The sequence below is a fragment of the Burkholderia sp. SR8 genome, from assembly GCF_052851275.1.
On record NZ_JAULUC010000014.1, the window covers coordinates 166,487 to 189,915 of the forward strand.

The following is a 23,429-nucleotide window of genomic DNA, read 5'->3' on the forward strand; positions in this document are numbered from 1 at the left end:
CTAAGGTCGGTCGACCTCGGTGACGAGCCGCGACGACGCGTCGACATCCACGGGCGCGTCACGATGCCGCACGATCACGTTCGCATCGTGCGCGAGGCGCGCGGCGAGCGTTTCCGCGATGAACACCGAGCGATGCTGACCACCCGTGCAGCCGATGGCGACGGTCAGATAGCTGCGGTTGTCTTCGCGAAAGTGCGGCAGCCATTTCATCAGGAACGCATGGATGTCGTCGATCATCTGATGGACGATCGGCAGTGCGTCGAGAAAGGCGATGACCGGCTGGTCGAGCCCGGTGAGCGGGCGCAGCTCATGGTCGTAGTACGGGTTCGGCAGCGCGCGCACGTCGAACATCAGATCGGCGTCGAGCGGCACGCCGCGCTTGAAGCCGAACGATTCGAACATCACCATCAGGTCGTTGTTCTTCTGCTCGATGAAGCGCTTGACCCACGTGCGCAACACGTTCGCGCGCAACGTGCTCGTATCGATCTGGTGACCGAATTCGGCGAGCGGCGCGACGAGATCGCGTTCGCGCTCGATCGCTTCCTCGAGCGACGACAGCAGCCCGACGTTCGCGTCGTGCGACGGCGAGCCGGACAGCGGATGGCGGCGCCGCGTTTCGGAGAAGCGCTGGATCAGCGCCTGCGTGCTTGCGTTGAGGAACAGCACGCGGACATCGTGCTCGAGCGACAGCGCGCGGATCAGGCCGGGCATTTCATCGAGCGACGCGCTCGAACGCGCATCGATCGCGACCGCGAGCCGATGCTGGCCGCCCTCGGCAAGATAGCGGGCGAGTTCGGGGAGCACGTGCGGCGGCAGGTTGTCGACGCAGTAGTAGCCTGCGTCCTCGAGCGCGTTCAGCGCGACGGACTTGCCTGAGCCGGAGATGCCGGTGATGAGGACGATGCGCATGGGAAGCAGAGAATCCTGACGTTTCATCATAGCACCGGCTCGACGCGTCGGCGCTGCGAGGCCGGCGCGGGCGTGTTACACGAGCTTGCCGGGGAACTGGCTGTCGGGATCCTGCATCGCGAGTCGCTGCCGGTCCATGAAGTCGCGCAGCGTATCGATTCCGCGCAGCTGCAGGATCGTGTTCCGCACGGCTGCCTCGACGAGCACCGCGAGGTTGCGGCCGGCCGCAACCTGGATCGTGACCTTGCTGATCGGCAAGCCGAGCACGTCGACCGTCTGGCTTTCGAGCGGCAGCCGCTGGAATTCGCCGTCCGGGCGGCGCACCAGCTGGACGATCAGCTTCAGCTTCATTTTCCGGCGCACCGCGGTTTCACCGAAGATCGTCTTGATGTCGAGCAGCCCGAGGCCGCGCACTTCGAGCAGGTTCTGCAGCAGCGGCGGGCAGCGGCCTTCGACGAAATCGGGGCCAAGTCGGACGAAGTCGACGGCGTCGTCGGCGACGAGGCCGTGGCCGCGGCTGATCAGCTCGAGGCCGAGTTCGCTCTTGCCGAGCCCGGAGTCGCCGGTGAGCAGCACGCCCATCCCGAGGATGTCGAGGAACACGCCGTGCAGCGTCGCGCGCGGCGCGAGGATGCGCGACATGTAGAGCCGCAGGCTGTCGATCACCGCGGCGGCCGACATCGGTGTCGTGAACAGCGGGGTGGACGAGCGCGTGCAGCGCAGCACGAGTTCGGGCGGCGCGGCGGCACCGCCGGCGACGACGAGAAACGGCGGCTCGAGCGCGATCAGCTCGGCCATGTGGCGCGAACGGTCTTCGTCGGTCTGCCGCTGGTAGTAGTCGATTTCGGCTTCGCCGAGCACCTGGATCCGGTTCGGGTGGATCAGGTTCAGGTGGCCGACGAGGTCGGCGCTCGACGTTGCATTGCCGACGGTGTCGGCCGAGAAACCGCGCTCCCAGCCTTCATGCCCCGTCAGCCAGCTCAGCTTCAGCGTGGCCGCGTTGTCGTCGAAGATGCTCTGGGCGTTGATGCTGGACGTATCCATGACTCTCGTCACTCCAATGAGCCGGTGCATGCGCGCGGCGACGGGCGTCGCCATGCCGGACCGGCGCCGGGCGGCCCTGGACGGCGGCGCGTGCCGCCTCGTTCGGGAAAATATTCCGCCCGGATCAACTCAAGGTTGCCACTGAGTGAGCAGGCGATGCAACTCGGCGAGATCCGTTTCGTTGTGCAGACGCTCGCGCGCGTCGCGGTCGGACAGCAGTTGCGCGATTTCCGACAGGATCTCGAGGTGCTGCTGGGTGGCTTGCTCGGGGACGAGCAGGAAAATCAGGAGACCGACCGGCTGGCCGTCGGGCGCTTCGAACGGGATCGCGTCGGCCAGCCGCACGAACGCGGCGAGCGGGTGCTTGAGCCCCTTGATGCGCCCGTGCGGAATCGCCACGCCTTCGCCGAGCCCGGTCGAGCCGAGGCGCTCGCGCGCGAACAGGTTGTCCGTGACGGTGCTGCGGGCGATGCCGTTCTGATTCTCGAAGATCAGCCCGGCTTGTTCGAAGACGCGTTTCTTGCTGGTGACGGAGAGGTCGATGACGACGTTCTCTATGGGCAGGATTTTGGCTAGGCGATTCATGTTGGCAGGCGATTGGGCGGCCTGGGGTCTCCTTGCGGCGGCAGACTGATCTTCCATGTTCGGCGATATCAAGGCGTTCGGCACGGGCGCCTGCAACGCAGCGATCGCACCCGATGCCCCCCGGCGATAACCGGAACATTATAGAGCACAGCCGCGCGCATGGCGCAGCATGGACGGACCGGTCGCACCACGGCCGCGCGGACACAAAAAAAACCGCCCGGCGAACCGGGCGGCGTGCGTGTTGCGTTGACCGTTATTGCGGCGGCAGTTCGATCTGGTCGATCGACGGCTGCAGCTTGATCGGGTCGTGCGCATGGGTCTGCAGACGCTCCATGTGCTTGACGACCTGGCGATCCAGCTTGTCGATCAGCAGATCGATCGCAGCGTACAGATTGCCGTTTGCGCTTTCGACGAAGATGTCCTTGCCCTTCAGGTGCAGATTGATTTCCGCGCGCTGCTGCTTGTCCTTTTCCTTGTGGTTGTCGACCGAGAGGATCACAGTGCCATCGATCACCTGATCGCTATGGCGTAGCACCCGGTCCAGCTTGGTGATCACGTATTCGCGAATTGCAGGCGTGACTTCCAGATGATGTCCACTGATCTTCAGGTTCATAGTGCTTCTCCAAGCGAGTGACCACCCGGCCGCATCGAGGCGGCGCTCCGGTCGACTTGTCCCCGACCGCACGTGGCGGCGGAATCGCGGACAGGTCGCCCGGCCTGTTCCCCGTGTGCGCGGTGGCCGGAACACGCCTGCCGCCGGGCAGGCAGCAGGCTTAAAGAGACTTGCGCAGATTCACTGCCGGGATCTTGAGGGCTTCGCGATATTTGGCAACCGTGCGGCGCGCGACCACGAAACCCTGTTCTGCCAGCAGCTCGGCAATGCGGCTGTCCGAAAGTGGCGATTTTGGGTCTTCAGCTCCTATCAGTTGCTTGATCAGGGCTCGGATGGCGGTCGACGATGCGGCGCCTCCGGTGTCGGTCGAAACGTGTGATCCGAAGAAGTACTTAAATTCAAGCGTCCCGAACGGGGTCAGCATGTACTTGCCTGTTGTCACACGGCTGACAGTCGACTCGTGTAGGCCCAGCGTATCAGCTATTTCCCGCAAAACCAAGGGGCGCATGGCAATTTCACCGTGCGCAAAGAAATTCTTCTGACGTTCGACAATGGCCTGCGCGACACGCAGGATCGTGTCGAATCGCTGCTGGATATTCTTGATCAGCCAGCGTGCTTCCTGCAGCTGCTGCTTCAGCGAACCGGCCGCCGGATCGCCGCGGCTGTTGCGCAGGATGTTCGCGTACAGGTTGTTGATCCGCAGCCGCGGCATCACTTCCGGATTGAGCTCCGCGAGCCAGCCCTGGCCGGCCTTCTTCACGATGATGTCGGGCACGACGTAGTCGGCCTCGGCCTTGCCGTACGCGGCGCCGGGGAACGGCTCCAGCGAGCGGATCAGCGCATGCGCGTCGCGCAGCGCGTCGTCGCTCGCCTTCAGGTGCTTGCGCAACCGCGTGAAATCGCGCGCGGCGAGCAGCTCGAGGTGCTGCGACACGATTTCCAGCGCGAGCGTGCGCGTGGGGGACGGATCGAGGCGCAGCAACTGCAGCTTCAGGCATTCGGATGCCGAGCGGGCGCCGACCCCGGGCGGGTCGAAACTGTGCAGCAGCGCGAGCGCCGCGTTCAGTTCGTCGCAATCGATTTCGAGTTCGGGCGGCAGGTCGGCAAGGACTTCGTCGAGCGACGCGGTCAGGTAGCCGTCGTCGTCGAGCGATTCGATCAGGAACATCACGAGCGCGCGATCGCGCGGGCCGGCCTGCGTGACGCGCAACTGCGCGGACAGGTGGTCGCGCAGCGACGTCGCGGCTTCCTGAACCTGCAGCGGCGGGAGGTCGTCGTCGTCCGATGCGCCGCTCGAACGGCCGAATTCGTCGAGATTCCATTGCGGGCCGTCGCCGGCGTCGCCGGCCCCGTAGCCGTCGTATTCGTCGGCGCCGGCCGGTTCGTCGCGTTCGGCGCGATCGCCCGACGGGCTGCTGCCGTTCGACGCACCCGGTTCGGCATTCTGGCCGGGCGGCGTCTGCGCGATCAGCGATCCGTCCGCCGCGACGCGCAGCGGACTCGCGATCCATTCGTCATCGTTTTCGAGCAGCGGGTTCTGCGCGACGGCCATCGCGACTTCCTGCTGCAGTTCGAGCGTCGACAGCTGCAGCAGCCGGATCGACTGCTGCAGTTGCGGCGTCAGCGCAAGATGTTGCGACAGGCGGAGTTGAAGGCTGGCTTTCATGGCAAGGAGGGAGTCATACCGGCAGTTTGCCACGACCCAGCCGCATTGAGCCATCCGCGATTACGCGCGGCGCGGCGCGAGGCCGCGCGCAGGCCGCCGCGCGGGGCGTGCGGGCGCAGCCCTGCGCGGCGATGCCGGGCAGGGTGCGGCCAGCCAGGAGGGGAAGTTACATGCGGAAGTGTTCGCCGAGGTACACGCGGCGCACGCTTTCGTTTTCGATGATTTCGCTCGGCGCGCCGGCGGCGAGCACCGAACCGTCGCTGATGATGTACGCGTGGTCGCAGATGCCGAGCGTTTCGCGGACGTTGTGATCGGTGATCAGCACGCCGATGTTGCGCTGCTTCAGGAACTTGACGATCTTCTGGATCTCGAGCACCGCGATCGGGTCGACGCCCGCGAACGGTTCGTCGAGCAGGATGAAGTTCGGATTGGTCGCGAGCGCGCGCGCGATTTCGACGCGGCGGCGTTCGCCGCCCGACAGCGACAGCGCCGGGTTCTCGCGCAGATGGCCGATCTGCAGTTCGTCGAGCAGCGCCTCGGTGCGCGACGCGATCGCGTCCTTCGACAGCCGCTTGCCGTCTTCGCCGTACTGCAGCTCGAGCACCGCGCGGATGTTTTCCTCGACGGTCAGCTTGCGGAACACCGACGCTTCCTGCGGCAGGTACGACAGGCCGAGCGACGCGCGCTTGTGGATCGGCAGCAGGCTGATCGAGCTGCCGTTCAGCGAGATCTCGCCCGCATCGAGCGGCACGAGGCCGACGATCATGTAGAACGACGTCGTCTTGCCGGCGCCGTTCGGGCCGAGCAGGCCGACGACTTCGCCGCTCTTCACGTCGAGCGACACGTCCTTGACGACCGTGCGCGAGCCGTAGCGCTTCTTCAGGTTGCGGACGACGAGCGAGCTCGTCGTGCCGGCCGGCTGGCGGTTCGGGAGCGCGTTCATTGGCCCGGCGCTCCCTGGATCGTGGTCGACGGCGACAGCTTCGCCGGCGCGCCGTTCAGCGGCCCGGGGCCGCCGTTCTTCGGCGACAGCATCGCGCGCACGCGGCCGTTCGGGTTGCCCGGCGCGGCGACGTCCTTGCCGCCCTTCGCGGTGTAGAAGTCGTGCTGGCCGTCGTACGTGATCACGCTGCCGTGCACGGTGTCGGCGATGGTCGACGTGCCCTGCAGGCGGCGCACGGTCGCGGCGGTCGTCAGCGTCGTCAGGTCCTGCTTGCCGTCGTAGTCGATTCGCTCGGCGTCGCCGTCGATGTATTCGTCGAGACCTTCGCGCTTCTGGCGGAACGTCGCGTGCTTCTTGCCGCTGCCGAACGAGGTCGCGTACTGATAGCCTTCCGGGTCCTGGCGCACTTCGACGCGATCGCCCTTGATGATGATCGTGCCCTTCGTGATCACGACGTTGCCGGTCGCGACCGTCACCTGCTTCAGGTCGTCATAGGTCAGGTTGTCTGCCTCGACGTTGATCGGCTTGTTCTGGTCGGCCTTCTCGGCATGGGCGAGCGGCGCCAGCCCGACGAGCGGGAGCGCCACGAGCGTCGCGGCGAGCGCGGCGCGGACGGCGCGCGCAGCGCCGCCGGAATTCTGTCGAGGGAACGGTTCGTTCATGCAGTCACGTGAGGGATGCGTCACCTGGGTTGACCTTTCGAGCCGCCGGACGTGTCCGCCGCGGCGATCGTGCCGCGCACGTTGCCGTAAAGCTCGATGACCCGGGTGACGTTGTTGTACTTCATGCCGTCGGTCGCGTTGACGAGCGACAGGCCGCGCTGAAGTTTAACCGGCTTTTCGGTCTGGATCACATCGTCATTGACGAAGATCCGGAAATGCTGCGAATCGGCCTGCATCTGCGGATCGCCGCCGCCGGCCACGCGCAGGATGCGCGCGTCGTCGTACAGGTCGACGATCGACACGTCGCCGTTGACCGTGCCGCGCTTCGCGGTGGTCGTCACGACCGGCTTGCCGGGCTGGAACGCGCGCATGGCCGGATCGGTCAGGTCGCTGTTCTCGGTGTCTTCGTAATGGACCAGCTTCGCGGCCGTCAGCCGGTACTGCGTCGTGCCGGTCTGATCGAGCTCGGTGACCGAGAAGTTGTCCGCGAAATAGTCGGGCGTGTGGCGCTTCGGCTGCGCGGCGCCCTCGCCGGGCGGCGGCAGCGTCGCCTGCAGCAGCCACCACGTGATGCCCGCGAGTGCAGCCACCGCGGCGAGCGGCAGCAACTGGGTCCAGCGGAAATGCGTGTTCATCCGTCAGGCTCCGCAGGCAGCCGCGAGCAGCGCGTCGTAGCGGCGCTGCGCGCGCAGGATCGCGTCGCACACTTCGCGCACCGCGCCGTGGCCGCCGCGGGCCTCGGCCACCCAGTGCGCGCGGGCGATCACTTCGGGATGCGCGTTGGCCGGCGCGGCTGCGAAGCCGCAACGCAGCATCACCGGCAGGTCGGGCCAGTCGTCGCCCATGTAGCCGCACGCGTCGGCGCCGATGCCGAGCGAGGCGATCAGGTCCGTGAACACCGCGAGCTTGTTCTCGACGCCCTGGAACAGGTGCGCGATCTTCATTTCCTTCGCGCGCGCCGCGACGATGTCCGAGCGGCGGCCGGTGATGATCGCGGTCGCGATGCCGGCCTCGCCGAGCAGCTTCACGCCATGGCCGTCGAGCGAATTGAACGACTTCATCGCGTCGCCGGCCGCGGTAAACAGCAGGCCGCCGTCGGTCAGCACGCCGTCGACGTCGAAAATCATCAGCTTCACGCGGCTCGCGCGTTCGGCCGCAGTCAGCGCTGCGCTCATCAGATCACCTTCTTCGAAAACAGGTCGTGCATGTTCAGCGCGCCGATCAGCGCGCCGTCGGCATCGACCACGAGCATCTGGTTGATCCGGTGACGCTCCATCAGTTCCACGGCTTCGACCGCGAGCTGGTCCGGGCCGATCGTGCGCGGTGCGCGCGTCATCACGTCGACGATCGGCAGCGTGCGGAAATCGCCGTCGCGCGCGAGCACGCGGCGCAGGTCGCCGTCGGTGAAGATGCCGGCCACGCGGCCGTCGGCGCCGATCACGGCCGTCATGCCCATCCGCTTCGCGGTGATCTGGAACAGTGCATCCGACAGCGTCGCGTCGAGCCCGACGCGCGGCACGTCGTCGCCCGAGCGCATCACGTCGCGCACGTGCGTGAGCAGGCGCCGGCCGAGCGCGCCGCCCGGATGCGAGCGCGCAAAATCCTCGGAACCGAAGCCGCGCGCGTCGAGCACCGCGACGGCGAGCGCGTCGCCGAGCGCGAGCGCGGCGGTCGTGCTCGCGGTGGGCGCGAGGTTCAGCGGGCACGCTTCCTTCGACACCGCGGCGTTCAGGTTCACGTCGGCGAGCGTGCCGAGGCTCGATTCCGCGCGGCCCGTGATCGCGATCAGCTTCGCGCCGATCCGCTTGACGAGCGGCAGGATCGCGACGAGTTCTTCCGACTCGCCGGAATAGGAGATGCCGATGAAGACGTCGTCGGACGTGACCATGCCGAGGTCGCCGTGGCTGGCCTCGGCCGGATGGACGAAGAACGCCGGCGTGCCGGTGCTCGCGAGCGTGGCCGCGATCTTGCGGGCGATATGCCCCGACTTGCCGATGCCGGATACCACGACGCGCCCGCGGCAGCCGAGCAGCAGCGCAACGGCGTGGACGAAGTCGCCGTCGAGCTGGTCGCGCAGCGCGCGCACGGCGTCCGCCTCGATGTCGAGCACGTCGCGGGCGAGCGCGAGCGCCCGATCATCATTGATTTTCGCTATCATGCGCGGAGTATAGCAAAGGCGTTTGTTCGCCGCGCCGCGCCTTCGGACTCGTCCGAGGTTGCCGGTCCACCGCCACCACCCGCGCCCGCCTTGCCGTGGCCCCGACGAACGAGGACGCTTCGCCCGTGATTTCCCCGCTCGAAATGACCCTGCTGCTGCTGCTGGCCTCGGTGGTGGGCGTCGTCGTGTTTCGCTCGCTGAACCTGCCGCCGATGCTCGGCTACCTGACCGTCGGCATCCTGGTCGGCCCGCATGCGTTCGGCATCGCCGCGGATCTCGAGCGGGCCGAGCATCTCGCGGAATTCGGCGTGGTGTTCCTGATGTTCTCGATCGGCCTCGAATTCTCGCTCGCGAAGCTGCGCGCGATGCAGCGGCTCGTGTTCGGGCTCGGGCTGCTGCAGGTGGTGGCGACGCTCGCGCTCGCGGTCGTGCTCGGCGCGCTGTTCGAGCGCTGGGTGCACATCACGTGGCAGGGCAGCGTCGCGCTCGGCGGCGCGCTCGCGATGTCGTCGACGGCGATCGTGTCGAAGATGCTCGCCGAGCGGCTCGAGATCGAGACCGCGCACGGCCGCAACATCTTCGGCGTGCTGCTGTTCCAGGATCTCGCCGTGGTGCCGCTGCTGATCGTGATCGCCGCGTTCGGCGCCGAGTCGTCGAAGGATCTCGCGCTCACGCTCGGCTTCGCGGCGGTCAAGATCGTGATCGCGCTCGCGCTGCTGCTCGTCATCGGCCAGCGCTTCATGACGCGCTGGCTCAACGTCGTCGCGCGGCGCCGCTCGCAGGAACTGTTCGTGCTGAACCTGCTGCTCGTCACGCTCGGCGCCGCGTTCATCACCGACCGCTTCGGGCTGTCGCTCGCGCTCGGCGCGTTCATCGCCGGGATGCTGATCTCCGAGACGCCGTTCCGCCACCAGGTGGAGGAGGACATCAAGCCGTTCCGCGACGTGCTGCTCGGCCTGTTCTTCGTGACGACCGGGATGCTGCTCGATCCGCGCGTGATCTGGGAGCACCCGTTGCTCGTGCTCGGCTTCTTCGTCGGGCAGATCCTGTTCAAGGCGACCATGATCGCGGGGCTCGCGCGCCTGTTCGGCGCGACGCCGGGCGTCGCGATGCGCACGGGCATCGGCCTCGCGCAGGCCGGCGAATTCGGCTTCGTGCTGCTGAACCTGATCCTCGACCGGCACCTCGTCGATTCGACGCTGCTGCAGGCGATCCTCGCGTCGATGCTGCTGTCGATGCTCGCCGCGCCGTTCCTGATCCAGAACGCCGACCGGATCGTGATGCGGCTGTCGTCGACGGAATGGATGCAGCAGTCGCTGCAGATGACGCGGATCGCGACGCAAAGCCTCAAGCAGCGCGGCCACGTGATCATCTGCGGCTACGGCCGCGCGGGCCAGAACCTGGCGCGCATGCTCGAACAGGAAGGCATCTCGTACGTCGCGCTCGACCTCGATCCCGATCGCGTGAGCGCGGCCGCGACGGCCGGCGAATCGGTCGTGTTCGGCGATGCGGCGCGCCGCGAGTCGCTGCTCGCGGCCGGTATCCACCGCGCGGCGGCCGTCGCGATCACGTATGCGAACACGCCGTCGGCGCTGCGCGTGCTGCATCACGTGCACGAGCTGGAGCCGACGCTGCCCGCGATCGTGCGCACGGTCGACGACGCCGATCTCGAGAAACTGCTCGCGGCCGGTGCGACGGAAGTGATTCCGGAGATCGTCGAAGGCAGCCTGATGCTCGCGTCGCACACGCTGGTGCTGGTCGGCGTGCCGATGCGCAAGGTCGTGCGGCGCGTCGAGGAGATGCGCGACGAACGCTACAGCCTGCTGCGCGGCTATTTCCACGGCGCGGACGACGCGGACGACGACGATCACGAGCAGGTGCGGCTACAATCGGTGCCGGTCGACGCGCGCGCGGACGCGGTCGGGCGCTCGCTGGAGGAGCTCGGGCTGTATGCGCTCGGGCTGGAAGTCACGGCGATCCGCCGGCACGGGATCCGCGGCGTCGAACCCGATCCGCAGACCAAGCTGCGCGCGAGCGACATCGTCGTGCTGCGCGGGCTGCCCGAAGCGCTCGCACTCGCGGAGGAGCGGCTGTCGCGCCATCGGCGCGAACCGCCGGCCGCGGTCGCGTGAGCGCGAGTCGATTCAGCACGTCGATTCAATAACCTGACCCGTATTTATTCGAAACGGTGCCCGATCTTCGCGCACCGTTTTTTTCGGAGAGTTTCATGCCGCATTCGTCGTCGGGCGCGCCGCTCGATCCGGTCGCCTTCATCCACAGCCAGATCCGCACGGTGCCCGACTGGCCGCAGCCGGGCGTGATGTTCCGCGACATTACGACGCTGCTGCAGAGCCCGAAGGCGCTGCGCATCCTCGTCGACCTGTTCGTCGAACGCTATGTCGATGCGAAGCTCGACTACGTCGCGGGGCTCGATGCGCGCGGCTTCATCATCGCGCCGATCGTCGCGTACGAACTGAGCGTCGGCTTCGTGCCGATCCGCAAGGTCGGCAAGCTGCCGTACAAGACGCGCTCGGAATCGTACGACCTCGAATACGGCAGCGCGACGGTCGAGATCCACGAAGACGCGTGCCGCCCGGGGGACCGCGTGATCATCATGGACGACCTGATCGCGACCGGCGGCACGATGATGGCGGGGCGCAACCTGCTGCAGCGGCTCGGCGCGGTCGTCGTCGAGGGCGCGGCGATCATCGACCTGCCCGATCTCGGCGGCTCCGCGCTGCTGCGCAACGCGGGACTGCCCGTCTATACCGTTACCGAATTCGCCGGCCACTGAACCACTGAACCAGTGAACCCCTGAACGCCGGCCCACGCCGCGAGGTCACGATGCCCAACTTCATGCTGTTTCTCGCCACGTCGATCGCGATCACGTTCGCGCCCGGTCCCGACAACCTGCAGGTGCTCGCGCGCGGCATCTCGCAGGGGCGCGCGGCCGGCTTCGTCGCGGCGCTCGGCTTCACGGCCGGGATCCTGTTCCATACGACGCTGGCGGCGCTCGGTGTCGCGGCCGTGCTGCGGTCGTCGCCGGTCGCGTTCCAGGCGCTGAAGCTCGCGGGCGCCGCGTATCTCGTGTGGATCGGCATCAAGGCGCTGCGCAGCCAGGGCCTCGCGAACGCGCATGAACGTCCGCCGCAGCCGCTCGGCGCGATCTTCCGGCAGAGCGTGATCGGCAACCTGATGAACCCGAAGGTCACGCTGTTCTTCGTCGTGTTCCTGCCGCAGTTCGTCGATCCGCACGGCGTGCAGGGCGTGACGCTGCAGATGTTCGAGTTGGGCGCGCTGTTCATGCTGCAGACGGCCGCGATCTTCTCGCTGTTCGGCGTCGGCGCGGGCGCGATCGGCGCATGGCTGAAGCGCCGCCCGAAGGCCGGCGTGTGGCTCGACCGGATCGCGGGCGCGACGTTCATCGCGATCGGCATTCGCGTCGCGCTGAAGGACTGAACCCGATGACGTTTCCATGCATCGCGGCCGCGCGCCGCTTCGATCCGGCTGCGCACCTGCGTTTCGAGATCGCCGGCCGGCAGGTCGGCTGGGTGCGGCGCCGCGACGTCGCGAAGCTCGTCCGCTGGCCCGACGTGTTCGAACTGACGGACGAGCGCGTCGTGCTGTCGGCGCGTTACGACACGGTCGACGCGCGCAGCATGGCGCTCGCGAGCGCGATCGGCGCGCTGGCCGCCGAAGGCGCGATTCCCGGCTGGCGCGACGAGATCTATGCGATCCGCAATCGCTTCGACGATCCGCCGCTCGCGTATATCGAGCGCGCCGCGTCGCGCTTTTTCGGTACGCAGACTTACGCGGTGCATCTGAACGGCATCGTAGAATATGCGGTTGCGCCGGGTTCGCCCGCCGCGCCGCAGATGTGGCTTGGCCGCCGCAGCGCGACCAAGGCCACCGACCCCGGCATGCTCGACAACGTCGTCGCGGGCGGCATCGGCTGGGGTCTGGGCGTTCACGAGACGCTCATCAAGGAATGCTGGGAAGAGGCCGGCATGCCGGCCGAACTCGCGGCGCGCGCGATCGCGGGCCGGGCGGTGCAGGTGTTGTGCTCGCTGCCGGAAGGCACGCAGTCCGAACTGATCTTCGTGTACGACCTGCCGCTGCCGCGCGACTTCGCGCCGCACAACCAGGACGGCGAAGTGGCCGAGCATCTGCTGGCCGGCGTGCCCGAAGTGATCGCGTGGTTGCGCGAAGGCCGCGCGACGATGGATGCGAGCCTCGCGATGCTCGACACGCTGCTGCGCCATCGCTGGCTCGCGGCGGCGGACGCGGCGGGCATCGACGCGCTGTTCGCGCCGGCCGCGTAGCGTGCCGCATCGGGGCCGGGCCCGCGCGTTGCGCACGGGTGCGGCCGGCCGGACAGCCAATTTGACGAATACCGAAACGAAGGGAGTAGCGGTCATGTCGACCGATCACAGCTTTATCCTGAAACTGTCGTGCCCCGACCGGCACGGCATCGTCCACGCGGTCTCGGGCTTCCTGTTCGAGCGCAGCAACAACATCCTCGATTCCGCGCAGTTCGGCGACAGCCGCACCGGCGAGTTCTTCATGCGCGTGCACTTCGAGCAGGACGCCAACGGCGCGGATTCCGCGTCCGCGCTCGACACGCTTCGCAACGAATTCGCGCCGCTCGCCGAGCAGTTCGCGATGCGCTGGGAACTGCACGATGCGGCCGTGAAGCCGCGCGTCGTGATCATGGTGTCGAAGATCGGCCATTGCCTGAACGACCTGCTGTTCCGCTATCGCACCGGCCAGCTGCCGATCGAGATCCCGGCGATCGTGTCGAACCACAAGGAGTTCTACCAGCTCGCCGCGAGCTACAACATCCCGTTCCATCACTTCCCGCTCGTCGGCGGCTCGTCCGATGCGGCGAAGGCCGCGCAGGAAGCGCGCGTGCTGGAAGTGATCGACGAGCACCAGGCCGATCTCGTCGTGCTCGCGCGATACATGCAGATCCTGTCGCCGAACATGTGCCAGCAGCTCGCCGGCCGCGCGATCAACATCCACCATTCGTTCCTGCCGAGCTTCAAGGGCGCGAAGCCGTACTACCAGGCGTTCGACCGCGGCGTGAAGCTGATCGGTGCGACCGCGCACTACGTGACGACCGACCTCGACGAAGGTCCGATCATCGAGCAGGAAGTCGAGCGCGTCGACCACAGCATGACGCCGGACCAGCTCACCGCGATCGGCCGCGACGTCGAGTGCGTGACGCTCGCGCGTGCGGTGAAGTGGCACGTCGAGCATCGGATCGTGCTGAACGGGACGAAGACGGTCGTGTTCCGCTGATCGGCGGTTCGCATCGGGCGGCCCGTGCCGGCCGCTGGCCGCCGGCGGCCGGTGGCCGGTGGCCGCAAACGAGAACGCCGCGCTTTACGGAGCGCGGCGTTTTCGTTTGCGTGACGAGCGGGGCGCCGGGCGCGGCCGTCAGATCAGCCGCAGCATGTACAGCTCGCGCTTCAGGTACGCATAGAAGATCGGCGCGGCGATCACGCCCGGCAGCCCGAACGCGGCTTCCATGATCAGCATCGCGAGCAGCAGCTCCCATGCGCGCGATTCGATCTGCCCGCCGATGATCTTTGCGTTCAGGAAGTATTCGAGCTTGTGGATGACCACGAGGAACGCGAGCGACGCGATCGCGGTGCCCATGCTGACCGACAGCGACACCGCGACGATCAGCGTATTGGAGATCAGGTTGCCGATCACCGGCAAGAGGCCGACGATGAACGTGACGAGCACGAGCGTCTTCGACAGCGGCAGCCGCTGATGGAAGATCGGCAGCGCGACGAGCAGGTAGAGCGCGGTGAACGCCGCGTTGATCGCCGAGATCTTGATCTGCGCGAACACGATCCGGCGGAACGATTCGGCGAAACGCGACACGCGCGTGACGAGCGCGGTCGACAGCGGCCGGCGCACCTTGCCGTGCTCGACGCCGATGGCGATCATCGCGCCGATGATCATCCCGAACAGCACGTGGCCGAAGCCGCGCGCGACGCTCTTGCCGCCTTGCTGCAACTGATCCATGTGCGAGTGCATCAGCAGCGCCGCCTTGGTCTTCATCTGTTCGACGTCGACGGGCAGCAGGTTCGCGATCCAGGCCGGCGTGCGGGCGCGCGTCTGCTCGACGATCTGCATCAACTGGTCGAGCAGGCTCTGCAGGTTCGGCACCGTGTGCTCGAAGTGCTCGATGATGCCGATCGTGAGGCCGGTGAGGCCGCCGACGATCGCGATCGACAGCAGCACGACGGCGACCCAGCGCGCGCGCATGCTGGTCGTGTGGCGTTCGATGACCGGCGCGATCGTGTGGATCAGCTGATAGACCAGCAGGCCGGCCAGGAGCCCGCCGAGCAGCTTGAGCTCGATGACCAGCACCATCGCGACGAGGGCGAACAGATAGCTGCCGATCTCGATTGCCGACAGCTTCGGCAGGCTGAAGTCGCTCGTCAGCCGCACGCTGCGCAGGTGCGGCTCGCGGCTCTGGGCGTCGCGCGACTCTTGTTGCTTCTCCATCGTGGATTCCTGTCGTTCGGGTGTCGTGACGCGCGGTGGGCGGCAGGACGGCGGTCGGCCGGCGCCGCACCGGATTGGTGCGGATGGCGAACCTTACGACCGTAAAGTATAGCTGCCATTATCGTCCGCCACGGGGCAGTTTGGCTCGTGGTGTAAACGCAGAGGGGAAAACCGCAGAAGGGAAAACGATGACGCGGGCGCCGCCGCGGACGCCGGGCGCGCGCGGCCGGGCAGCCGCGCGCGGGAACGGAACGTGTCAGCCGGCTGCCGCCTTGCGGGTCGGGCGCTTGAGCAGCGGTGCGAGATACTTGCCGGTGAAGCTCGCCTTGGTCTTCGCGACCTGCTCGGGCGTGCCCTGCGCGATGATCTGGCCGCCGCCGGCGCCGCCTTCGGGGCCGAGGTCGATTACCCAGTCGGCCGTCTTGATCACGTCGAGGTTGTGCTCGATGATCACGACCGTGTTGCCCTGGTCGCGCAGCCGGTGGATCACCTCGAGCAGCAGCGCGATGTCGTGGAAGTGCAGGCCGGTGGTCGGTTCGTCGAGGATGTACAGCGTGCGGCCGGTGTCGCGCTTCGACAGCTCCAGCGACAGCTTCACGCGCTGCGCCTCGCCGCCCGACAGCGTCGTGGCCGACTGGCCGAGGCGGATGTAGCCGAGGCCGACGTCGAGCAGCGTCTTCAGCTTGCGGGCGATGACCGGCACCGCGCTGAAGAACTCGTACGCATGCTCGACCGTCATGTCGAGCACTTCGCTGATGTTCTTGCCCTTGTACTGCACTTCGAGCGTTTCGCGGTTGTAGCGCTTGCCGTGGCACACGTCGCACGGCACGTAGACGTCCGGCAGGAAGTGCATTTCGACCTTCAGCACGCCGTCGCCCTGGCACGACTCGCAGCGCCCGCCCTTCACGTTGAACGAGAAGCGGCCGGGATCGTAGCCGCGCTCCTTCGCGGTCGGCACGCCCGAGAACAGCTCGCGGATCGGCGTGAACAGGCCCGTGTAGGTGGCCGGGTTCGAACGCGGCGTGCGGCCGATCGGCGACTGGTCGACGTTGATCACCTTGTCGAAGTGCTCGAGGCCTTCGATCGCCTCGTGCGGCGCCGGTTCGGCCGACGAGCCGTACAGGTGGCGCGCGACCGCGTGATACAGCGTGTCGTTGATCAGCGTCGACTTGCCGGAGCCCGACACGCCGGTGATGCAGGTCAGCAGGCCGACCGGCAGCTCGAGGTCGACGTGCTTCAGGTTGTTGCCGTGCGCATCCACGATGCGCAGCATCCGCTCGGGATCGGGCGAAATCCGTTCGTCCGGATACTCGATGACGCGCTTGCCGACCAGATACTGGCCGGTCAGCGACTGCGGGTTCGACTGCACCTGCTTCGGCGTGCCTTCGGCGACCACGACACCGCCATGCTCGCCCGCACCGGGGCCCATGTCCACGACGTAGTCGGCCGTGCGGATCATGTCCTCGTCGTGCTCGACGACGATCACCGAGTTGCCGAGGTCGCGCAGGTGCTTGAGCGTCGCGATCAGCCGGTCGTTGTCGCGCTGGTGCAGGCCGATCGACGGCTCGTCGAGCACGTACATCACGCCGGTCAGCCCCGAGCCGATCTGCGATGCGAGCCGGATGCGCTGCGCCTCGCCGCCGGACAGCGTCTCCGCGCTGCGCTCGAGCGACAGGTAGTCGAGCCCGACGTTGTTCAGGAAGGTCAGTCGCGCGACGATTTCCTTGATCACCTTGTCGGCGATCTCGCGCTTCGCGCCGTCGAGCGACAGCCCGTCGAAATAGCCGAGCGCGTCGCGCAGCGGCCAGCCGCTGATTTCATAGATGCCGCGCGCGTAGTCGCCGGTGCCGACGCGTACGTGGCGCGCCTCGCGGCGCAGCCGCGTGCCGTCGCACGACGGGCACGGCTGGTTGTTCTGGTATTTCGCGAGCTCTTCGCGCACCGCGACCGAATCGGTCTCGCGGTAGCGGCGCTCGAGGTTCGGGATGATCCCTTCGAACACGTGCTCGCGGATCGTCGTGCGGCCGCGCTCGTTGATGTACGAGAACGGGATCGTCTGCTTGCCGGAACCGTACAGCAGCACCTTGCGGATTTTTTCGGGCAGATCCTCGAATGCCGCGTCGATGTCGAATTCGTAGAACGCCGCGAGGCTCTGCAGCATCTGGAAGTAGAACTGGTTGCGGCGGTCCCAGCCCTTCACCGCGCCCGCGGCGAGCGACAGCGACGGGTGCGCGACGACCCGCTTCGGGTCGAAGAACGTGATCTGGCCGAGGCCGTCGCATTCCGGGCACGCGCCCATCGGGTTGTTGAACGAGAACAACCGCGGCTCGAGCTCCTGCAGCGAGTACGAGCAGATCGGGCACGCGAACTTCGAGCTGAACAGGTGTTCGCGGTCGGAGTCCATCTCGAGCGCGATCGCGCGGCCGTCCGCCAGGCGCAGCGCCGTCTCGAACGATTCCGCGAGACGCTGCTTCATGTCCGGGCGCACCTTCAGGCGGTCGACGACGACGTCGATCGTGTGCTTGTCGTTCTTCTTCAGCTTCGGCAGCGACTCGACCTCGTAGATCTTCGCGACGCCTTCGTTCGCGGTGCCGCCGCCCGAGCGCACGCGAAAGCGCACGAAGCCCTGCGCCTGCATGTCCTCGAACAGCTCCGCGTGCTCGCCCTTGCGGTTCGCGACGACGGGCGCGAGGATCATCAGCTTGGTTTCCTCGGGCAGCGCGAGCGCCGCGTCGACCATCTGCGACACGCTCTGCGCCTCGAGCGGGATGTCGTGGTCGGGGCAATACGGCGTGCCGACACGTGCGAACAAAAGTCGCAGGTAGTCGTGGATTTCGGTGACCGTGCCGACGGTCGAACGCGGGTTGTGGGACGTCGCCTTCTGCTCGATCGAGATCGCCGGCGACAGGCCTTCGATCAGGTCGACGTCGGGTTTCTCCATCAGCTGCAGGAACTGGCGGGCGTACGCGGACAGGCTTTCGACGTAGCGGCGCTGACCCTCGGCATAAAGGGTGTCGAACGCGAGCGACGACTTGCCCGACCCGGACAACCCGGTAATCACGACCAGCTTGTGGCGCGGCAGGTCGAGATTGACGTTTTTCAGGTTGTGGGTGCGTGCCCCACGGATACGGATCTGTTCCATGAACCTGGCGAAATTGGAGGGAACCAAACCTGCTACTATAACGGCTTTTCGAGGCCGTCGTTGGGGGCCCCCAGCCTTTGCAGCAGCTGGCAGCAAGGCGGTGCCCGCGCCGGAGAAAGCGGCCGCGCCGCTCGCTCGACGCGGCCCGCAGGCTGCCTGCACGGCGTGCCGGAAAGCACCCCGGAAAGCGCCTGCCGGACCCGCCGGGCCGGTGGCCCTGATCTTCCGCCGCCCGCTGCCGGGCGGACATTCCGATCATTCGAAATTCATTCCCGATGTCCAATCCGTCCGCCACGTCTTCCCGCATGAGCGCGCCCGAGCTGCGCGCGACCACGTCGCTCGCGGCGATCTTCGCGCTGCGCATGCTCGGCCTGTTCATGATCATGCCGGTGTTCTCGGTCTACGCGAAAACCATTCCGGGGGGCGACAACGTGCTGCTCGTCGGGATCGCGCTCGGGGCCTACGGCGTCACGCAATCGCTGCTGTACATCTTCTACGGGTGGGCGTCGGACAAGTTCGGCCGCAAGCCCGTGATCGCCACGGGGCTGCTGATCTTCGCGCTCGGCAGCTTCGTCGCCGCGTTCGCGCACGACATCACGTGGATCATCGTCGGCCGCGTGATCCAGGGGATGGGCGCCGTGTCGTCCGCGGTGCTCGCGTTCATCGCGGACCTGACCTCCGAGCAGAACCGCACGAAGGCGATGGCGATGGTCGGCGGCTCGATCGGCGTGTCGTTCGCGGTCGCGATCGTCGGCGCGCCGATCGTGTTCCACTGGGTCGGGATGAGCGGGCTGTTCGCGATCGTCGGCGTGCTGTCGATCCTCGCGATCGGCGTCGTCGTGTGGGTCGTGCCCGACGCGGCGAAGCCCGTGCACGTGCCGGCGCCGTTCGCCGAAGTGCTGCACAACGGCGAGCTGCTGCGCCTGAACTTCGGCGTGCTGGTGCTGCACGCGACGCAGACCGCGCTGTTCCTCGTCGTGCCGCGCCTGCTGGTCGACGGCGGGCTGCCGGTCGCCGCGCACTGGAAGGTGTACCTGCCGGTGATGGGGCTCGCGTTCGTGATGATGGTCCCGGCGATCATCGTCGCGGAGAAACGGGGCAAGATGAAGCCGGTGCTGCTCGGCGGCATCCTGGCTATCCTGATCGGCCAATTGTTGCTCGGCAGCGCACCGCATACCATCCTGATTGTGGCGGCGATCCTGTTCGTGTACTTCCTGGGCTTCAACATCCTGGAAGCGTCGCAGCCGTCGCTCGTGTCGAAGCTCGCGCCCGGTTCGCGCAAGGGTGCGGCCACGGGCGTCTACAACACCACGCAATCGATCGGGCTCGCGCTCGGCGGCATCGTGGGCGGCTGGCTGCTGAAGCACGGCGGCGCGAACACCGTCTTCTATGCATGCTCGGGGCTCGTGGCGGCGTGGCTTATAATCGCGGCCAGCATGAAAGCGCCGCCGCGCAAGGCCTGAACCTACTTTTCGGGCACGCAGCGGCAGCGCTTGCCGGCTTGCCCGGCGGGCCGTTCCGGCGACATGCGCGGGCGGCCCGGCATCGAATTTACTGGAGAAACACATGGCATCCGTCAACAAGGTCATCCTCGTCGGCAACCTCGGCGCCGATCCTGAAGTCCGTTACCTGCCGAGCGGCGACGCGGTTGCGAACATCCGTCTCGCGACGACCGATCGCTACAAGGACAAGGCGAGCGGCGATTTCAAGGAAATGACCGAGTGGCACCGCGTCGCGTTCTTCGGCCGTCTGGCCGAGATCGTCAGCGAATACCTGAAGAAGGGTTCGTCGGTCTATATCGAAGGCCGCATCCGCACGCGCAAGTGGCAGGGCCAGGACGGCCAGGATCGCTACTCGACCGAAATCGTCGCCGACCAGATGCAGATGCTCGGCGGCCGCGGCGGTTCGGGCGGCGGCGGTGGCGGCGGTGACGAAGGCGGTTACGGCGGCGGCTACGGTGGTGGCGGCGGCCGTGGCGGCGAACAGATGGAACGCGGCGGTGGCGGCGGTCGTGCCGGCGGTGCCCCGCGCGGCGGCGCAGGCGGCGGCCAGAGCCGTCCGAGCGCGCCGGCAGGCGGCGGCTTCGACGAGATGGACGACGATATTCCGTTCTGAGCCGAACGTCGGTTCCCGACGTGACGACGGACCCGAATGTCCGCGCTGAATCAGTGGTTCAGCACGGATCTTCGGGTCTTTTTTCGTTTACGTGTCGTTCGATCGGGGCAGCGCGTGCCCGGTCGGGCGACGGGAGTGCCGGGATGGTGGCGTGCGAAGCGGGGAAAAGCCTCCGGGCGGCAGAGACTTGGACGAATTTCCCGGGCGGGGCCGGTGTGCCGCCGTGGCGCGCGATGGCGCTGACGCCCGCTCCAGCCATAGGGCGCATCGACCGGCGAGGTACTCGAACCGGCGCGACCGCATCGGGATCGGCCAGCAAGGTTTGTGACGCGCCGTAGCGGGCATTCCCGATACGGAGGCCGTCGCGATCGCGCGGGCGCCCGTTATCGCGCAGCGAGCAACGTGACGGGTCGGCTGCGTCGTCCGTCGACGGACGGGAGCCGTTGCCTTCCGGAATGACGCATCGCCGGCCGGCGATGCCGCCCGCGCGCCGAATGAAGCGGGCTAGTTTGCGCGCATGACCGGGGCCGGGCGCGCGGCAGAACGAAGCCGGTTACGCTTCCGTCACGATCGCGACCAGATTGCTGACGCGCTCGACCGACTTTCCGCCCTTCGGCCAACGGACCAGCGCGTCGCTGCCGTTGATCGACAGGATCACGCCATCGCTGCGGTCGACGGTGCCCGTGAACGTGACACGGTTCACTTTTGCCGCGGGCGAAAACGAACCGGCGCGGCGGCCCGGCAGAAGATCCATCAGGAACGAAAATACGGGGTACACAGCTGCTCCTTCGCAAGCTTGAACTCAGGGTTTTCCCGTAGTTTAGCAGTTCGGATGTTGCGCCGCAACATACCGCCTCGTGCCGTCCGTCGTGCCCGGCAGTCCGACGCCATTTCCGACGGCGCGTCGGGCCGCGCCGCCGATCCAGCATACGGCCCGCGCATCTGACGGATGTCACGCAGCCGCCATGATCGACCGGCTAAGCTGGTCCTTTCGACGTTTCTCGCGAAGGAGACGCAATGCGGCGGGTCGTATTCAACCAGAAGGGCGGCGTAGGCAAGTCGACCATCGTCTGCAACCTGGCGGCGATCAGCGCGAACGAAGGACTGCGCACGCTCGTGATCGACCTCGACGCGCAGGCGAATTCCACGCGCTACCTGCTCGGCGACCGCGCGGCCGACGCGCAGCCGGGCGCCGCCGGCTTCTTCGAGACGGCGCTGACGTTCAACTTCCGGCCGGTCGACGTCGCGTCGTTCATCCATCCGACGCCGTTCGACGGGCTCGACGTGATGCCCGCGCATCCGGATCTCGACACGCTGCACGGCAAGCTCGAGTCGCGCTACAAGATCTACAAGCTGCGCGACGCGCTGAACGGGCTCGACGCATACGACGCCGTCTACATCGACACGCCGCCCGCGCTGAACTTCTACACGCGCTCGGCGCTGATCGCGGTCGAGCGCTGCCTGATTCCGTTCGACTGCGACGACTTCTCGCGCCGCGCGCTGTACACGCTGCTCGAGAACGTGAAGGAAATCCAGCAGGACCACAACGCGGCGCTCGAGATCGAAGGGATCGTCATCAACCAGTTCCAGCCGCGCGCGAGCCTGCCGCAGCGGCTGGTCGACGAGCTCGTCGACGAAGGGTTGCCGGTGCTCGCGTCGCGACTGTCGGCGTCGGTGAAGATCCGCGAATCGCATCAGCAATCGAAGCCGGTGATTCATCTGGAGCCGGCGCACAAGCTCGCGCAGGAGTTTCTCGCGCTGCATCGCGAGTTGGCCGATTAAGCGTTTCACCTGCGCAAACAGTAATTCGTACGATAATTGAATTCATCATTAATAATCCCGGTAACGATTTCAAAGTAAATCGCGGTAAAACGATTTCATGCGCAGCTGCCGGCGTAATGAATACGTACCTGATCTCGAATAGCGGAAATAATGACGAGGTAAATGTTGCGGTCGGGACCGGTGCGCCATGCTGTAAAAAAGTGAAAACCCTTGTGCCATAAGGCTTCTCGGCACGTCTCCTTGTGCGTCTGTACCGTCCCTCCGACGGTCATTGTGACCGGTAAGGGTTTTTACCTAGCATTAATGCCACTTAATCGACAATTAATGCCTCTAGAATGGCGATCCTCTACTTCCCGCACTCAATGAGATTGGCGGGTCGTAAATAAGGGAGCAGGCCCCGATCTGCCTTCCATTTTCCTCACGTTGTCTCTCGCATTGCTAACAGGAGCGTGCCCGATGTCCGTATTTGCCCCCGAAAAATTCGCCGCCGATTATCAGTCCGGAATCGCCGCGTGGTTCGCGATCGCCCGTCCGGCAATCAATGGCTTCGAAGCCGTGGTTGAACTCAACCTGCAAGCGGCCAAGACGGCGCTCGAGGAATACGAGGACAAACTGAAGAACGCGTTCAACGCGAACAACCCGGTCGCGGGTTTCGCGCAGCAGGTGGCCGCGCCGCAGGAAGCCGCCGGCAAGGCCGTCGCGTACGGCCGCCATCTGTTCGACATCGCGGTGTCCACGCAGGCCGAATGGGCGAAGGTCGCGCAGGCTCAGTACGAGCAGACCGACAAGCGCGTGAAGGATGTGGTCGGCGAGCTGACGAAGCACGCGCCGGCCGGCTCGGGCGCCGTCGTTGCCGCGCTGAATTCGGCGCTGTCCGCGGCGACTGCCGCGGCCGACTCCGTGCGCGCCGCGACGGGGCAGGCGATCGAGGCCGCGCAAAGCGGTTTCGACGCGGTCAGCGAGACGACGGTGCGCGGCGCCAAGCAGACGGCCGCCGCCGCGCGCAAGGAAGCGGCTTCGCGCGACACGGCCGCCTGAGCGCACGTCGCGCGCAAGCGCGACACGAATGAGCGGCGCGGGCGGGCGCCGATTGCCGCGTGTGCCACGCGGCGATCGACGGATCGCCCGCTTGCGACAGCGTGACCGGCCCTGGCCGGATCGTGCGGATGCGCCGCGCGCGTGAGCGTGCGGCCGTTCGACCGCATTCCCGGCCGCGCGGCGCGCCTGCGCCGTACGGGCTCCGGCACGCATACGGATCGACCCACTGATTTCAATGCAGGAACACAAC

At 66.9% G+C, this 23,429-nt stretch carries 22 protein-coding genes; 9 read left to right on the forward strand and 13 right to left on the reverse strand.

Features of this window, described 5'->3' with window-relative positions; translation table 11 throughout:
- From rapZ to kdsD, 10 genes are all read right to left on the reverse strand, one after another.
- Positions 1-909 (reverse strand): RNase adapter RapZ, encoded by a 909-nt coding sequence (gene rapZ, locus Q3A80_RS19370; protein ID WP_446330520.1) that lies wholly within the window; start codon positions 907-909, stop codon positions 1-3.
- Between the two features lie 75 nt (positions 910-984).
- Entirely contained in the window at positions 985-1,953 is a 969-nt protein-coding gene (gene hprK / locus Q3A80_RS19375) for an HPr(Ser) kinase/phosphatase (protein ID WP_006483133.1), read from the reverse strand.
- 129 nt (positions 1,954-2,082) lie between these two features.
- Positions 2,083-2,595 carry a PTS sugar transporter subunit IIA gene (locus Q3A80_RS19380; protein ID WP_446330521.1) on the reverse strand — a complete coding sequence of 171 codons (513 nt, stop codon included), beginning with the start codon at positions 2,593-2,595 and terminating at the stop codon, positions 2,083-2,085.
- A 196-nt stretch (positions 2,596-2,791) separates the two neighbouring features.
- Positions 2,792-3,151, reverse strand: coding sequence for a ribosome hibernation-promoting factor, HPF/YfiA family (gene hpf / locus Q3A80_RS19385; RefSeq protein WP_006477786.1), 360 nt, complete (start codon positions 3,149-3,151; stop codon positions 2,792-2,794).
- A gap of 160 nt (positions 3,152-3,311) precedes the next feature.
- On the reverse strand, positions 3,312-4,817 hold the full coding sequence (locus tag Q3A80_RS19390; RefSeq protein WP_446330522.1) for an RNA polymerase factor sigma-54: 1,506 nt from the start codon (positions 4,815-4,817) through the stop codon (positions 3,312-3,314).
- A 166-nt stretch (positions 4,818-4,983) separates the two neighbouring features.
- The gene (lptB, locus tag Q3A80_RS19395) at positions 4,984-5,760 is read right to left on the reverse strand and encodes an LPS export ABC transporter ATP-binding protein (protein WP_446330523.1); all 777 of its coding nucleotides are present in this window, start codon (positions 5,758-5,760) and stop codon (positions 4,984-4,986) included.
- On the reverse strand, positions 5,757-6,422 hold the full coding sequence (lptA, locus tag Q3A80_RS19400) for a lipopolysaccharide transport periplasmic protein LptA (RefSeq protein ID WP_446330524.1): 666 nt from the start codon (positions 6,420-6,422) through the stop codon (positions 5,757-5,759). The genes lptB and lptA overlap by 4 nt, the downstream gene beginning before the upstream one ends.
- Before the next feature lie 20 nt (positions 6,423-6,442).
- Positions 6,443-7,057: an LPS export ABC transporter periplasmic protein LptC gene (gene lptC, locus Q3A80_RS19405; RefSeq protein WP_446330525.1), complete on the reverse strand. Its 615-nt coding sequence runs from the start codon at positions 7,055-7,057 to the stop codon at positions 6,443-6,445.
- A gap of 3 nt (positions 7,058-7,060) precedes the next feature.
- Complete coding sequence (locus tag Q3A80_RS19410; RefSeq protein ID WP_446330526.1) at positions 7,061-7,597, reverse strand: KdsC family phosphatase; 537 nt, start codon at positions 7,595-7,597, stop codon at positions 7,061-7,063.
- The gene (gene kdsD / locus Q3A80_RS19415) at positions 7,597-8,580 is read right to left on the reverse strand and encodes an arabinose 5-phosphate isomerase KdsD (RefSeq protein WP_446330527.1); all 984 of its coding nucleotides are present in this window, start codon (positions 8,578-8,580) and stop codon (positions 7,597-7,599) included. Before kdsD ends, Q3A80_RS19410 begins: the two co-directional genes overlap by 1 nt.
- Before the next feature lie 125 nt (positions 8,581-8,705).
- On the opposite strand from kdsD, the gene Q3A80_RS19420 reads away from it, so the two are divergent.
- The 5 genes from Q3A80_RS19420 to purU all read left to right on the forward strand — a co-directional run bounded on the left by Q3A80_RS19420 (position 8,706) and on the right by purU (position 13,881).
- The gene (locus tag Q3A80_RS19420; RefSeq protein ID WP_446330528.1) at positions 8,706-10,712 is read left to right on the forward strand and encodes a cation:proton antiporter domain-containing protein; all 2,007 of its coding nucleotides are present in this window, start codon (positions 8,706-8,708) and stop codon (positions 10,710-10,712) included.
- A gap of 95 nt (positions 10,713-10,807) precedes the next feature.
- The gene (locus tag Q3A80_RS19425) at positions 10,808-11,374 is read left to right on the forward strand and encodes an adenine phosphoribosyltransferase (RefSeq protein ID WP_040141994.1); all 567 of its coding nucleotides are present in this window, start codon (positions 10,808-10,810) and stop codon (positions 11,372-11,374) included.
- A gap of 50 nt (positions 11,375-11,424) precedes the next feature.
- Positions 11,425-12,039, forward strand: a complete 615-nt coding sequence (locus Q3A80_RS19430; RefSeq protein ID WP_446330529.1) for a LysE family translocator — start codon at positions 11,425-11,427, stop codon at positions 12,037-12,039.
- Positions 12,040-12,044: 5 nt separating this feature from the next.
- Complete coding sequence (locus Q3A80_RS19435) at positions 12,045-12,902, forward strand: NUDIX hydrolase (RefSeq protein ID WP_446330530.1); 858 nt, start codon at positions 12,045-12,047, stop codon at positions 12,900-12,902.
- 94 nt (positions 12,903-12,996) lie between these two features.
- Complete coding sequence (gene purU / locus Q3A80_RS19440; protein WP_446330531.1) at positions 12,997-13,881, forward strand: formyltetrahydrofolate deformylase; 885 nt, start codon at positions 12,997-12,999, stop codon at positions 13,879-13,881.
- 138 nt (positions 13,882-14,019) lie between these two features.
- Here purU and Q3A80_RS19445 read toward each other — a convergent pair whose 3' ends face one another.
- Both Q3A80_RS19445 and uvrA read right to left on the reverse strand, forming a co-directional pair.
- Positions 14,020-15,102: an AI-2E family transporter gene (locus tag Q3A80_RS19445; RefSeq protein WP_446330532.1), complete on the reverse strand. Its 1,083-nt coding sequence runs from the start codon at positions 15,100-15,102 to the stop codon at positions 14,020-14,022.
- A 256-nt stretch (positions 15,103-15,358) separates the two neighbouring features.
- Complete coding sequence (uvrA, locus tag Q3A80_RS19450; RefSeq protein WP_446330533.1) at positions 15,359-18,244, reverse strand: excinuclease ABC subunit UvrA; 2,886 nt, start codon at positions 18,242-18,244, stop codon at positions 15,359-15,361.
- 275 nt (positions 18,245-18,519) lie between these two features.
- On the opposite strand from uvrA, the gene Q3A80_RS19455 reads away from it, so the two are divergent.
- Together Q3A80_RS19455 and Q3A80_RS19460 are read left to right on the forward strand one after the other, a co-directional pair.
- Complete coding sequence (locus Q3A80_RS19455) at positions 18,520-19,707, forward strand: MFS transporter (RefSeq protein WP_446330534.1); 1,188 nt, start codon at positions 18,520-18,522, stop codon at positions 19,705-19,707.
- Positions 19,708-19,810: 103 nt separating this feature from the next.
- Positions 19,811-20,359: a single-stranded DNA-binding protein gene (locus Q3A80_RS19460; protein ID WP_059464499.1), complete on the forward strand. Its 549-nt coding sequence runs from the start codon at positions 19,811-19,813 to the stop codon at positions 20,357-20,359.
- A 553-nt stretch (positions 20,360-20,912) separates the two neighbouring features.
- On the opposite strand, the gene Q3A80_RS19465 is transcribed toward Q3A80_RS19460, so the two are convergent.
- On the reverse strand, positions 20,913-21,137 hold the full coding sequence (locus tag Q3A80_RS19465; RefSeq protein WP_446330535.1) for a hypothetical protein: 225 nt from the start codon (positions 21,135-21,137) through the stop codon (positions 20,913-20,915).
- 239 nt (positions 21,138-21,376) lie between these two features.
- Here Q3A80_RS19465 and Q3A80_RS19470 point away from each other — a divergent pair, with 239 nt between their 5' ends.
- Both Q3A80_RS19470 and phaP read left to right on the forward strand, forming a co-directional pair.
- Positions 21,377-22,141 (forward strand): ParA family protein, encoded by a 765-nt coding sequence (locus Q3A80_RS19470; RefSeq protein WP_446330536.1) that lies wholly within the window; start codon positions 21,377-21,379, stop codon positions 22,139-22,141.
- Positions 22,142-22,597: 456 nt separating this feature from the next.
- Positions 22,598-23,179: a TIGR01841 family phasin gene (phaP, locus tag Q3A80_RS19475; RefSeq protein WP_446330537.1), complete on the forward strand. Its 582-nt coding sequence runs from the start codon at positions 22,598-22,600 to the stop codon at positions 23,177-23,179.
- Positions 23,180-23,429: the final 250 nt, after the last annotated feature.